We start from the raw sequence: 13,165 nt of genomic DNA on the forward strand, positions 1-13,165 counted from the left end.
TTCATTTGGTACTGCCGGACGCCGTATATTCCTACTAAGGCATATAGCACCTGGAGGAGCGATGTTCGATCCTGGACCGACCGCCGAGGTGAGCTACGCCGCCGCCCCGGACGGGCGCTGGACGCTGCGGTTCGTCCGCGACCTGCACCACCCGCCGGAGCGCGTGTGGCGGATGCTCACCGAGCCGGGGCCGCTGTCCCGGTGGGCGCCGTTCACCGCCGACCGCGACCTGGGCACGCCCGGGCCGGCGACGCTGACGATGATCGACGGGGACACGGCGCAGCCCCTGGCCGCCGAGGTGCTCCGGGCCGAGCCGCCGAGCCTCCTGGAGTACACCTGGGGAGAAGACCTCCTGCGGTGGGAACTGGAGCCCGCCGGTGACGTCACGCGGCTGACGCTGTGGCACACCCTCGCCGACCGGGACTTCGTGTCCAAGGTCGCGGCGGGCTGGCACCAGTGCGTGCGGGTCATGGAACTGGACCTGGACGGCACCCCGCACCCGCCCGTGCGCGGGCAGGACGCGCTCAACTACGGCTGGGCCGACCTGGAGGCGGCCTACCGCAAGACGCTCGAGTTGTAGCAGTTCACTGTGCTCTACACGACAGGTATACACAGCATGTATACCTGTCGTGTAGAGTGTTCGGCATGTCCATCGGTCAGGCTTTCCTCGGGCTGCTCGAGGCCCGGCCCCGCCACGGTTACGACCTGAAGCGGGCCTATGACGAGCGCTTCGGCACCGATCGCCCGCTCGCCTACGGGCAGGTCTATGCGACCCTGTCCCGGCTGCTCAAGCACGGCCTGGTCAGCGTCGACAGCGTCGAGTCGGGCGAGGGGCCCGACCGCAAGCGCTACGCGATCACCGACGCCGGGGTCGCCGATGTCGAGCGCTGGCTGGCCCAGCCGGAGAAGCCCGAGCCATATCTGCAGAGCACTCTCTACATGAAGGTGGTCCTCGCGCTGCTCAGCGGCCGCCCGGCCGCCGGCGTGCTCGACGTCCAGCGCGCCGAGCACCTGCGCATGATGCGTGAGCTGACCCGCCGCAAGACCGCGGGCGACCTGTCCGACCAGCTCATCTGCGACCACGCGCTGTTCCATCTCGAGGCCGACCTGCGCTGGCTGGAGCTCACCGCCGCGCGCCTGAGCGAGCTCGCCGGGCTGGTGACCCGGTGACCGCCATCCTGCGGGCCGAGGACCTGCACAAGACGTTCGGCGCCACGCCGGCGCTGGCCGGCGCCTCGATGTCGGTCGCGGCCGGCGAGATCGTCGCCGTGATGGGGCCGTCCGGTTCCGGCAAGTCGACGATGCTGCACTGCCTGGCCGGGATCATCCGGCCCGACGCCGGCCGGGTCTGGTATCGCGGCCAGGAGCTGTCGGCCCTGTCCGACGCCCGGCGCAGCGCGCTGCGCCGGGGCGAGTTCGGCTTCGTGTTCCAGTTCGGGCAGCTGGTGCCCGAGCTGACCTGCCTGGAAAACGTGGCGCTGCCGCTGCGGCTGGACGGCACGCGCCGCCGCGAGGCCGAGCGGCGGGCCCGGGAGTGGCTGTCCCGGCTGGAGATCGACGACGTGGCCGGCAAGCGGCCCGGCGAGGTCTCCGGCGGGCAGGGCCAGCGGGTCGCGGTCGCCCGTGCGCTGGTCACCGGGGCGCGGGTGGTGTTCGCCGACGAGCCGACGGGGGCGCTCGACTCGCTCAACGGCGAGCGCGTGATGCGGCTGTTCACCGCCGCGGCCCGGGACAGCGGCGCCGCGGTCGTGCTCGTCACGCACGAGGCGCGGGTCGCCGCCTACTCCGACCGCGAGATCGTGGTCCGCGACGGCCGCGCGCTGGACCTCTCGCTCGATCTGGAAGGCGCCCGATGAGCGTGCGGAGGTGGCTGCCCGAGATCGGGTTCGGGGCCCGGCTGGCCCTCGGCGGCGGCCGGGAGGGCCTGCTGCGCACCGGGCTGACCTCACTCGGCGTCGGGCTCGGCGTGGCCGTGCTGCTGCTCGCGGTGTCCGTCCCGGGCATCCTCGACGGCCGGCACGCCCGCACCGACGCGCGCGACGACATGCACCTCGGCGACCGCCCGGCGAAGACCGACACGACCGTGCTGTCGATGCCGGTCCTCAGCTCGTATCACGACCGCCAGGTGACCGGCCGGTTCGTGCGCGCCGAGGGCGCACACCCGGTCCTGCCGCCGGGCGTGTCCGCGCTGCCGCCCGACGGCTCGATCGTGGTCTCCCCCGCACTGCGCGACCTGCTCGCCTCGCCAGACGGCGCCCTGCTGCGGCAGCGCTTCCCGCAGCCGATCGCCGGCACCATCGCCAAGCAGGGCCTGTCCGGCCCCAACGAGCTGTATTTCTACGGCACCCGCGGCGACCTCGACATCGCCTGGCCCGGCGTCATGCGGGTGGCCGATTACGGCTCGCCCAGCGTGAACGACCCGCTCTCCCCGGTCCTGCTGCTCCTCGTCGTGGTCATCTTCGTGGTGCTGCTGATGCCGGTGGCCATGTTCGTCGCCGCCGCCACCCGCTTCGGCGGCGAGCAGCGCGATCGGCGGCTCGCCGCGGTCCGGCTCGTCGGCGCCGACACCTGGATGACCCGCCGGGTCGCCGCCGGCGAGGCGGTGGTCAGCGCCGCGTTCGGCGTCGTGCTCGGCGGCGCGCTCTTCCTGGGCGGCCGGCTGTTCGCGGAGCGCCTCGAGCTCGCCGGGATCAGCGTCTTCGCCACCGACATCGCGCCGGCGCCGGCGCTCGCCGTGCTGATCGTCGTCGCCGTGCCGCTCGCGGCGCTCGCCATGACGCTGCTGGCCCTGCGCCGGGTGGTCGTCGAGCCGCTCGGCGTGGTGCGCAAGGCGGCCGCCCGCACCCGCCGGCGGATCTGGTGGCGGCTGCTGCTGCCGCTGGCCGGCCTCGCCCTGCTCGTGCCGCTGATCGGCGGGAAGCCGGAGCGGTTCAACGTCTGGCAGGCGGCCATCGGCATCATCCTGTTCCTGTTCGGCGTCGCCGCCCTGCTGCCGTGGCTGGTCGACCGCGTCGTCGGCGCCCTCGGCGGCCACGGCGGCGTGTCCTGGCAGATCGCCGTGCGCCGGCTGCAGCTCTCCGGCGACAGCGCCCTGCGGGCGGTCAACGCGGTCGCGGTCGCCGCCGCCGGCACCATCGCGCTGCAGATGGTCTTCGCCGCGGCCGAGGCGCAAAACACGGCGGAGAGCCAGCAGGACACCGCCCGCGCGCAGGCCGTCACGGTCCTGACCCCGGCGCCGCCACTGAGCACCGCGAGCACCGCGGCCGAGGCCGACGCGGCCCTGCGCGCCACGCCGGGCGTCACCGCCGTGCACTCCTACACCGCGGTGTGGTCCCAGTCCGGCGACACCTACATCGAGGTGGTGGTCGCCGACTGCGCGACCCTGCGCCTGCTCGCCGACCTGCCCTCCTGCGCCGACGGCGACGCGTTCGTGTTCCCCCAGGCCACCGCGGCCAAGGCCGACCTGGCCGGCAACCCGATCGGCCTCGGCGACGACGGCGCGACCAAGTGGACCGTGCCCGCCCGCCTGCTGCCGGCCCAGGCGATCCGCGACCCGTATGGCACGCTGCACGAGGGCCTGCTCCTCACGCCGTCGATGGCCCCGTCGACCATGCTCGACGCGCATGTCTACGCGCACATCTACTCGTTCATCGGCCTGGACCAGTCCGACCCGGACGCCCAGGAGCGCCTGCGCACCGCGGCGATCGCCATGAGCCCGACCACGGACGTCTCGATCCTGCGGGTGGTGCGGGTCAGCAACACGTTCGCCAGCATCCGCCGCGGCCTGTTCGCCGGCGCCACGGTCGTGCTGGTCCTGGTCGGCCTGAGCCTGCTGGTCGGCACCCTGGAGCAACTCCGCGAGCGCCGCCGCACCTTGGCCGCGCTGGTCGCTTTCGGCACCCGCCGCGGCACGATGGCCTTCTCCATCCTGTGGCAGACGCTGCTCCCGGTCGCCCTGGGCCTGCTGGTCGCCGCCGCCCTGGGCCTCTCCCTGGGCGCCGCCCTCCTGCGCATCGTCGCCGTCGACGTCTACCTGGACTGGCCGGGCGTGGCCACCGTCACCGCCTTGGCCGCCACCGTCGTCCTGCTGGTCACGCTGGCCAGCCTGCCGCCGCTGTTCCGCCTGATGCGCCCCGACGGCCTCCGCTTCGAGTAACCCGCGCCGGGGCCGGCCCACCAAGCCCGGCCGGCCCCGCCGCACCACCCAGCCCCGCCGCCCAGCCCGCCCGGCCGCCCACCCGGCAGCCCAGCCACCCCGCGGCCGATCTCCCGCAGGCCAGCCACCCGGCGGCCGATCTCCCGCAGGCCAGCCACCCCGCAGCCCAGCGTCAGGCAGCCTGGCCGCCCACCGCCTCGCCGCCCGGCCCATCCAGCAGCCCCGCAGCCCATTCACCCCGCGACCCACCACCCCGCAGCCCAGCCACCCCCCACGACCCACCGCCCCGCAGGCCAGCCACCCGGCGCCCGCAGGCCAGCCACCCGCAGCTCAGCCACCCCCGTGGCCCACCGTCCGGCAGGCCAGCCACTCAGCGTCCCCACCCGGCGGCCCTGCCACCAGCGGCCCCGCCGCCAGCCCACCCGGCGACCCACCGTCCGGCAGCCCAACGGTTCAGCCCCCACCGCCCGGCAGCCGGCTGCGGCGCGGCAGCCCAGCCCACGGCTCCGCAGCCCAGCCTGGCTACCAACCGCCGCGCCGTTCAACCCGCCCGAGCCGCGACCGGAACGGCTTCCGCCTTGTGATGACCGGCGGCCTTGGCCCGTCGCCGGGATGCAAATGCTCGCGAAACCCACGCCGCTGAGACCGCGGCGGACAAAACTCTCCGTGATCAGTCACGTCATTGCGCCGACAACTCGATTTGCGCTGATCTTGGAGACATATGGTACCTATAGGTACATTTACACTCCGCGATCATGAAAAACGCGTGGTGCCGAAGGCGGGAGCAGCATGATCACGGAGACTTCCGGTCGCTGCACCACACCTGCGCTCGCGGACGGCGGCGCGAGTGGTCCGGAACAGCCTGGGCAGCATCGGCAAAGCGACCCCACAGCGGGGCCGCGGCGGCGAGAAGCGGCTCCGGTGACGCCCGGCTCGGCCAGCGGCCAACTTTCGGCCGTCAACCGGTCCGGCTCCGGACCCAGTCCGCCACGCGCCGCGCCGACCGCTCGGGCGGGCCGTCGTCGGTGCGCACCACGGCCGGGATCGTCGCCCGCAGCTGGGCGGCGAACGCCAGGTGCCGGTCGATCGCCCGCTCGCGCCATCGCGAGCGGGCGGCCAGCCGCTCGGTACGCACGTCGTCGGCGCAGTCCAGCACCGCGAAGTGCAGCTCACCGACCCAGCGGCGGCCGGGCAGGTCGTCGAGCTGCTCAGGGGTATACGGCCCCAGCAGGACAGTGTGCCGGCCGCTCTGGGCGGCGCCGTGGGCCACGCTCAGCCAGGCGTCACGCAGGGCGGGCCAGTCGACCTCGCCGAATTCGCAGGCGCGCTCGAACGGCCCGATCAGCCAGTCGGCGTCGAACACCAGACAGTCCGGCAGGGCGGCGACGAGGTGCGGGAACACGGCCGTCTTGCCAGATCCGGACGCGCCGGTGACGACGAACAGCGGCAGGCGCCGGGCCGGTTCGGCGGCGCCGCAGACCGGGCAGACGGCCTGGTCGCCGCTGGGCGCCATGACGATCGGCTCGTCGCAGCGCTGGCAGTAGTGCACGGCCCGACCCTAACCCGCGGCCTCACCGCACCACGGCCTCACCGCACCACGGCCTCACCGCACCACGGCCTCACCGCACCACGGCCTCACCGCACCACGGCCTCACCGCACCGCGACCTCACCGCACCACGGCCTCACCGCACCCCCACCGTGCCTCGCAGCGACCTCGCCGCACCGCAGCCGTCCGCGGCACCGCAGCCCCGCGGCACCCCCAGCATTGCCAGGATTTCGGCGGCCCCGCGGCTTCGCCACGGCCTCACCGGACCTGGCGCCCTGCGGCCTCACGGACCTGCGGCCTCACGGACCTGCGGCCTCACGGACCTGCGGCCTCACGGACCTGCGGCCTCACGGCCACCCGCCGCATCACGACCTTCGCCGCATCACGACCGAGTCGGGTTCCGGAGCAGGCGGGCGGTCCCGCTCGGAGCGGGCGGCCCCGAGGGCGGCCGGGGCGGACGGCCGCATCAAATCAGGCGAATGGTTGATAACCGATAAGTCGGATAAGTCGCGGCACGGAGTGCCCGACTTATCCGATGTCCGTCAGCCGATCAGGCGGGTGAAGAAGTCGCCGAACCCGGTGCCCAGCGCGCCGATGAGCCCGCCGATGCTGCGGACGACCTTGGCCGCCGCGTCCGGGCGGAATGCAACGAACCAGACGATGAAGACCCCAGCGGCCCACGTCAGTGTTTTTTTCAGCGTCATTGACCTTATTGACCTTGCCCCGTGCGATGCATTGGTGTATCGAACACCAAGGTAACCCCGCCGGGGCGGGGTGGAGGGCGAAATGGCCGCCTGGGTTGGCATACTCGCAGAGATGTCCATGCCGCCGGGAGTCCGACGCCTGCCGCTCGAGGCCGGGGTGTACCGCTTCCGGGACGACGCCGGCCGCATCCTCTACATCGGACGGGCCACCCAGCTGCGGGCACGCGTGGCGTCCTACTGGTCGGATCTGCGCGACCGGCCGCGCCTCCGCCGCATGGTACCCCTCGTCACCGGCGTCGAGGCGGTCGTGTGCGACTCCGTGCACGAAGCGGCGTGGCTCGAACACAACCTGCTGACCCGCCGCAAGCCCCGCTGGAACCGCACCCGCGGCGGCCAGGAGTCGACCGTCCACATCGGACTCGACGCCGGGTCGGCCGCGCCCGGGCTGCGCGTCATCTACACGCCCGCGGCCGGGTGCTTCGGCCCCTACCTCGGCGGGACGCGCGCCCGGCAGGCCGTGTCCGCGCTGCACCGGATCCGGCCCTTGGCGTACACCGGAGCGAGACTCACCGGCGCCGAACTGGAACTGGCCGCCAAGCGCGGCATCACGCCCGCGGACCGGGAGGCGCTCGCCGCGTCCGTGGCCGCGATCCTGCGCCGCGAGCCGGCCGCCATCGCCGCCGCCCGCGAGGACCTCACGGCGCTGCGCGACCGGGCCTCCGCGGGCCTGTCGTTCGAGCTGGCGGCGGAGATCCACGAAGAGCTGCACGCGTTGGACTGGATCACCAGCCCACAGCGGGTGTCGTCGCTCAAGCCGGTCGGCCTGCGCGCGGCGGGCTGGGCCGACGGCCAGTTGGTCATCTTCACGGTACGCCAGGGACGCCTCGACGAGTGGACCCGCCGCCCTTGCACCGAAGCGCGCGCCCAGCGCTACCTGGCCGCCACGCCCGCCGAGTGGCGCAACTTCGCCGCCCGCGCCGCGGAACTGGCCGCCACCCTGGAAACCGCGGCCTGACGACGGCTCGCCAGCCCACGCGGCGACACCGGCCCACGTCCCGGATCGGATCCGGCCCGGGTGAACGAATGTCTCCGGGATCATGCACGTTGCCACGGCGGAACACCGGGTTCGCCGTGATCGTGGAGACATACGGTACGCGGGGGTACACGTTCACTCCACGATCATGAGAAACCGGTGGTGTCGGTGGCCGGTCCAGCATGATCACGGAGACTTCCAGTGTAACTATTCAGGTGGTTGGCGGCAGGGACTTGATCGTCTGGGTGGTTTAGGGCACGGTGTCCGTTGTGAGTGCCGGTCCGCGTCCCAGCTATGACGAGTTGGCGGCGTTGGTGGTGGTCCAGGCTGAGCAGATCGCGGTGTTGCGGGCGCGGGTGGCGGAGTTGGAGCGGCGGTTGGGGCTGGACTCGCACAACTCGTCGAAGCCGCCGTCCTCGGATGGGCTGGGGAAGCCGGCGCCGCGGTCGCAGCGGCGGGCGGCGGGCCGCCGGGCGGGCAAGCAGCCCGGCGCGCCGGGTGCGGCGTTGACACAGGTGGATGAGCCGGATGCGGTGGTGGATCACCGGCCGGTGGCGTGCGCCGGGTGCGGTGAGGTCCTGGCCGGTGTCGCGCCGGTCGGGTTCGAGGCGCGGCAGGTGTTCGACCTGCCGCCGATGCGCTTGGCGGTGACCGAGCACCGGCTGTGGCGGTGCGCCTGCGCGTGCGGGACGCACACCACAGCCGCGGCGCCGGTGGGGGTGGACGCGCCGGCGCAGTACGGGCCGTCGATCGCGGCCCTGACGGTCTATCTGCTGGTCGGCCATCACACGCCGGTGGACCGTACCGCGCAGATCCTGGCTGATCTGTTCGGTGCGGCGCCGTCGGCGGGGTGGATCGCCGGGCTGACCGGGCGCGCCGCGACCCGGCTGACCGGCTTCACGCAACGGCTGCGGCAGGTCCTGCGCACCGCGGCGGTGGTGCATTTCGACGAGACCGGGCTGCGGGTGGCCGGCCGGCTGCGGTGGCTGCACGTGGCCTGCACCCCGCTGGGCACCTTCTACCACCTGGACGACAAACGCGGCCGGGACGCCATCGACGTCATCGGTGTGCTCACCGCGCTGGGCGCGGGCCAGACCGCGGTCCACGACGGCTTCAAGTCGTACCTGCACCCCGCCTACGACACCGCCGGGCATGCCTTGTGCAACGCTCACCACCTGCGGGAACTGGACGGCTGGGCCGAACACGACCCGGCCCACACCTGGGCCGGGACCCTGGCCGGGCTGCTCCGCGAGGGCAAACACCAGGTCAACCAGGCCGTCGCCGCCGGCCGGGACCGTCTCGACCAGACCGTCCTGACCGATCTGCTGCACCGCTGGGACCAGGCCGTCCAGGCCGGCTACGCCGCCAACCCACCCCCACCAGCGGCGGCCGCGGCAAGATCCTCGCGCTGATCGACCGGATGCACGGATTCCGGCGCGAGATCTGGCGCTTCGCCCACACCTTCACCGTCCCGTTCGACAACAACCAAGCCGAACGCGACATCCGCATGGTCAAAATCCAGCAGAAGATCTCCGGCGGCTGGCGCACCCCCACGGCGCCCAGCACTGGCTGACCGTGCGCAGCTACGTCTCCACCGTGCGCAAAAACGGCCTGCACGTCCTCACCGCCCTGCGCGACGCCCTCACCGGCAACGCCTGGCTCCCACCCCAACCTGAATAGTTACCTTCCAGTCATAGCGTGGAGCCGGGATGGCACTCGCCGCGACCGAGCGGCGGCACGACGGGCCCGCGCCAGGATCGGGCGGCGGCACGACGGGCTCTCGCCGCGATCGGGCGGGCGCACGGCGGACCCGCGCCGCGACCGGGCGGCGGCACGGCGGACCCGCGCCGCGACCGGTTCCCGCGGCGATGCCGGCGAACGCGGGCGAGAGTTCCGCCCACATCGGATTTTCCACCTGTCGGGGTATAAATCCGATAAATCCGGACACGAAGTGTCTGGATTTATCGGGTCAACGCCGGAGGGGTCAGGTCGCCGTGCGCAGGCGGTCCCGGACGGCCTGCAGCTGGGCGGTGGTGACGCCGTGGGCGAGCAGGTAGTCGGGCACGTCGTCGTACGCCTCGTCGATGCGCGCCAGCGCGGCGCGGATCGTGGCCGGCTCGCACTCCCCCGGCCGCTCCCAGCAGACCGCCGAATAGGCGTAGTCGGCGGCGATGACCTCGTCGGCGACGCCGGCCAGCCGGAGCAGGACGGCGACGAGCAGGCCGGTGCGGTCCTGGCCGGCGGCGCAGTGCACGAGCACCGCGCCGGCGGGGGCGTCCGCGACCGCGCCGACCGCGGCGGCTATGTGCGGGGCGTTGCCGATGATGCTCGCCTTGTACACGTCCGCGATCGGGGCCAGGTCCGGCAGGTCCCGGGCCGGGTCGTTGACCTCGTCGACGAACGGCATCAGACGGTACAACTCCTCACCGGACAGCACGCTCGGCAGCGCCGCGGCCTCGGCGGTGCCGCGCAGGTCGATCACGCGCCGCACCCCGTGCGCCCGCAGCGCGGCGAGGCCCTCGGCGGTGAGCCGGTGCGGGGAGTCGGAGCGCACGAGGGCCCGCTCGCGCACGGTGCCGCCGTCGGCCGTGGGCAGGCCGCCCAGGTCGCGCACGTTGCGGCAGTCGGGCCAGTGCAGCCGGTACCGATCCATGGACAGCATGACGGGAGCCTATCGAGCCGGCGGCGCCGGTCCCCGCGGTTGGCGTCGCGGGGGCCGGCGGGTCCGCGGGGCGTCAGCTCACGGAACAGGCGGTACCGTTGAGCGTGAACGCCGCCGGCTTGGCGTTGGTCGCGTTGTTCCAGCTCGCGATGAAGCCGAATTCAACGGTACCGCCGTTCGCGCCGATGGTGCGCGTGTAGTCGGCGTTGGTGACGGTCACGTTCGCGCCGCTCTGCAAGGCGACGCCGCCCCAGATCTGGCTGATCGTCTGGCCGTTGGGGTACGTCCACGTGAGCGTCCACCCGTTGACCGCGGCCGGCGAGTTGTTCGTGATCTTCACCGCGCCCTGGAACGCTCCGCCCCACTGCCCGGCGACGCTGTAGGCCACGCCGCACGCGCCCGCGGAGACCGACGGCGACGCGGAGCGCGACGGCGACGACGAGGCCGACGGTGACGTCGAGCGCGACGGCGACACCGAGGGCGAGGCCGACCGGGACGGCGAGACCGACGGCGAGGCGCTCGCGGAGGACGACGGCTGCGGGCCGGTCCGGTCGCCGTAGATGATGCCGCGGCCGTTGGTGCCCAGGTACACCCGGCCGAAGACGCGCGGGTCGCCGGTGATCGCGTCGCCGATGTTGCCGTACTGGTGCTGGTCGTCGTTGATCCGCAGCCAGGAGGCGCCGGCGTCGTCGGAGCGGAAGACGCCCTTGACGCCGTCGACCTGCCCGACCAGGAACACGGCCGGGTTGGCGCGCCCGGGCGCGGCCTTGCCGAAGCCGACCGCGCTCGCCGCCTGCGCCGTGGCGACCTTGGCGAACGACGCGCCGCCGTTGGTCGAGCGCAGCAGCCCGCCGTCGCCGCCGGCCAGCCAGATCTCGCCGGTCGCGCCGGCCACCGCCTTGAACTTCGCGGTCGAGGGCAGCCCGGTGGCCGCCGCGGCGAAGCTCGCGCCGCCGTTGTGGCTGACGTAGAAGGTGCCGGAGGAGTACCCGTAGAAGGTGCTCGGGTCGACGCGGTCGGACTCGACGATCGCGTTCTGCGGGATGCCGCTGGACTGCGTCCAACTGTTGCCGAAGCCGACGCTGTACACCACGGGGCTGTTCTTCGGCGCCCACAGGAACCTCGAGCCGTCCGCGGCGGCCGCGATGGTACCGCCCTCGTTGATCCCGCCCGGTTCGCCGCCCTGGAACCAGTTCGTGCCGCCGTCGGTGGAGAACGCGGCGTGGCTGTCGTTCGGCCGGTCGGAGTCGGTGAAGTTGCCCGCCCGGACTAGCACGCTCGGGTTGAGCTCGGCGTAGTCGAGGCTGGTGGTCGAGGTGAAGACCGGCCCGGTGAACATCGCCGGCGGTACCGTGTCGAGGCTGGTGTGCCGGAACCCGCCGATGTCGCCGAGCGCCGAGACCAGCGGCGCCCCGGCCGGGGGGCTGATCAGGTCGAGGACGGCGGTCTCCTCCAGGCCCGGGGCCATCGGCTTGATCGTGATCTGCCCGCCGGCGTCCCAGGTGGTCAGGTCGGTGCTGCCGTAGATCGTGGCGCCCGTGCCGTACATGAACCGGTCGGCATTGAACGGATCGATCTCGAGCGACTCGTTCATCCAGCCCAGCTTCGGCGTGACCTCCGGGGGCTGCGGATTGGTCCCGAAAGTGAGCCACGGCGAGCGGCTGATGTCCATCTTGTACCAGTAGCTGCGGCTGGGGTAGCTCGTCCAGTCCCAGATCCGCGTCCACGTCGCCCCGCCGTCGGTGCTGCGCCAGAAGATCGCGTCCGGCCACCACGACACCTGCGTGGCGACCATGATCGTGTTCGGGTGCTGCCGGTCGATCGTCAGCCCGCTGTAGCCGAAGTAGTCGTCGCTGCTGCTCGACGGGATGGGGCTGATCTGCGTCCAGGTCCCGGTCGCGGTGGCGTATTTCCACACGTCGCCCTTGCCGCCGTCGTACGGCCCGCCGGTATCACTGGTCGCGAGGTACAGGAAGCCGCCGCTGGTGTCGAGCACGCCCTTGTGGGCGATGTACCCCGTCGGCTGCCCCGCCAGCCGCGCCCACGTCGCGCCGCCGTCGGTGCTGCGGTACACAGTGTTCTGCTTGTCGGCGACGCCCACGTAGATGGTCTGGGTGGCGCTGCCGACCGAGCCGGTGCGCTTGTCGAAGGTCACCCAGACGACGCCTTGGTTGTCCGTGAGGTACCCGTTGCTGTCGCTCGGATCCTGAACGTAGTTGCCGGGGTTGGGAAAAGCGGTGACCTTCGACCAGCTGACCCCAGAATCGGTGCTCCGCCACAGCCCGTTGCCGCTGGGCGCCCCGAAGTACAAAATGGAATTCTTGTTGGGATCGATGGCCAGCCGCTCGCCCATGCCGCGCCCCGGCATATTCCCGCCGAGCTTGAACGGCAGCGGCGTCGCCTGCCAGGTCGCCCCCTTGTCCGAGGAGCGCAGCATCGCGCCGTTGTTCGGATCCCAGGAGTTGGTGTACATCCCGACGGCGGCGTACACCTTGTTCGGATCAACGGCGTCGGTGGCGAGGCTGACCACCCCGTTGTACCCCCAGTTGTCCTGCCCGACCCAGTCCAGCAGCGGCACCCACCGGTTCGTGGCCGCATCGAGCCGGTACGCCCCACCGATGTCGGTGCGCGCGTACACCAGGTTGGCCTGCCCCTGGTTGAAAATAATCCCCGGGACGAATCCGCCCCCTTCAATCTGCACATTCTTGAACGCATAAGGGTCGGCCGCCGCCGCCCCGGCCGGCCGCGCCCCGCTCTGCACGGCAACCCCGATGGCCGCGACCGCCACGACCAGCACGCCCCCGACGCTGAGCCTCACCGATCTGTTTCGCATGCGCGGATGTTGTGAGCGCCCTCAACTCGTGGTCAAACCCCCGACCCGCGCAGGCAGGTCAAACCCCCGTACCCCATGAAACTCTCACGCACGCTCCATCCCGCTTTCGTCTCCCGCACCGCGGCTAACCGCGCGCCGCGTTGCCCACGACCCCGCAGCTTGGCACGACTCGGCAGCTTGGCCTCGCGGGGTTTCTCGCCCGGCCTTGCCCACGACCCGGTAGGTTGGCC

At 72.5% G+C, this 13,165-nt stretch carries 11 protein-coding genes; 7 read left to right on the forward strand and 4 right to left on the reverse strand.

The features are described 5' to 3' along the window. The first annotated feature begins 61 nt into the window (after positions 1-61). The 4 genes from ACQPXD_RS32820 (at position 62) to ACQPXD_RS32835 (ending at position 4,156) form a co-directional block, all read left to right on the forward strand. A complete protein-coding gene (locus ACQPXD_RS32820; protein ID WP_432825212.1) occupies positions 62-580 on the forward strand; it encodes an SRPBCC family protein in 519 nt (172 codons plus the stop codon). 65 nt (positions 581-645) lie between these two features. Beyond that, positions 646-1,170, forward strand: a complete 525-nt coding sequence (locus ACQPXD_RS32825) for a PadR family transcriptional regulator (RefSeq protein ID WP_432825213.1) — start codon at positions 646-648, stop codon at positions 1,168-1,170. After that, positions 1,167-1,856: an ABC transporter ATP-binding protein gene (locus ACQPXD_RS32830; RefSeq protein ID WP_432825214.1), complete on the forward strand. Its 690-nt coding sequence runs from the start codon at positions 1,167-1,169 to the stop codon at positions 1,854-1,856. Before ACQPXD_RS32825 ends, ACQPXD_RS32830 begins: the two co-directional genes overlap by 4 nt. Then, positions 1,853-4,156: an FtsX-like permease family protein gene (locus tag ACQPXD_RS32835; protein WP_432825215.1), complete on the forward strand. Its 2,304-nt coding sequence runs from the start codon at positions 1,853-1,855 to the stop codon at positions 4,154-4,156. Before ACQPXD_RS32830 ends, ACQPXD_RS32835 begins: the two co-directional genes overlap by 4 nt. A gap of 958 nt (positions 4,157-5,114) precedes the next feature. Here the strand turns inward: ACQPXD_RS32835 and ACQPXD_RS32840 are convergent. After that, entirely contained in the window at positions 5,115-5,705 is a 591-nt protein-coding gene (locus ACQPXD_RS32840; RefSeq protein WP_432825216.1) for a hypothetical protein, read from the reverse strand. Positions 5,706-6,245: 540 nt separating this feature from the next. Beyond that, positions 6,246-6,407: a hypothetical protein gene (locus ACQPXD_RS32845; RefSeq protein WP_432825217.1), complete on the reverse strand. Its 162-nt coding sequence runs from the start codon at positions 6,405-6,407 to the stop codon at positions 6,246-6,248. Between the two features lie 112 nt (positions 6,408-6,519). On the opposite strand from ACQPXD_RS32845, the gene ACQPXD_RS32850 reads away from it, so the two are divergent. From ACQPXD_RS32850 to ACQPXD_RS32860, 3 genes are all read left to right on the forward strand, one after another. Next, a complete protein-coding gene (locus ACQPXD_RS32850) occupies positions 6,520-7,422 on the forward strand; it encodes a hypothetical protein (protein WP_432825218.1) in 903 nt (300 codons plus the stop codon). A gap of 287 nt (positions 7,423-7,709) precedes the next feature. Then, positions 7,710-8,852, forward strand: coding sequence for an IS66 family transposase (tnpC, locus tag ACQPXD_RS32855; RefSeq protein ID WP_432824394.1), 1,143 nt, complete (start codon positions 7,710-7,712; stop codon positions 8,850-8,852). 8 nt (positions 8,853-8,860) lie between these two features. Continuing rightward, a complete protein-coding gene (locus tag ACQPXD_RS32860) occupies positions 8,861-9,013 on the forward strand; it encodes an IS66 family transposase (protein ID WP_432824395.1) in 153 nt (50 codons plus the stop codon). A gap of 411 nt (positions 9,014-9,424) precedes the next feature. Here the strand turns inward: ACQPXD_RS32860 and ACQPXD_RS32865 are convergent, their stop codons facing one another. Beyond that, positions 9,425-10,102, reverse strand: a complete 678-nt coding sequence (locus ACQPXD_RS32865; RefSeq protein WP_432825219.1) for a tyrosine-protein phosphatase — start codon at positions 10,100-10,102, stop codon at positions 9,425-9,427. 73 nt (positions 10,103-10,175) lie between these two features. After that, positions 10,176-12,935 carry a cellulose binding domain-containing protein gene (locus ACQPXD_RS32870; RefSeq protein ID WP_432825220.1) on the reverse strand — a complete coding sequence of 920 codons (2,760 nt, stop codon included), beginning with the start codon at positions 12,933-12,935 and terminating at the stop codon, positions 10,176-10,178. Positions 12,936-13,165 lie beyond the last annotated feature (230 nt).

It is taken from the genome of Dactylosporangium sp. CA-092794 (genome assembly GCF_050948465.1).
In the GTDB taxonomy this organism is placed as follows: domain Bacteria; phylum Actinomycetota; class Actinomycetes; order Mycobacteriales; family Micromonosporaceae; genus Dactylosporangium.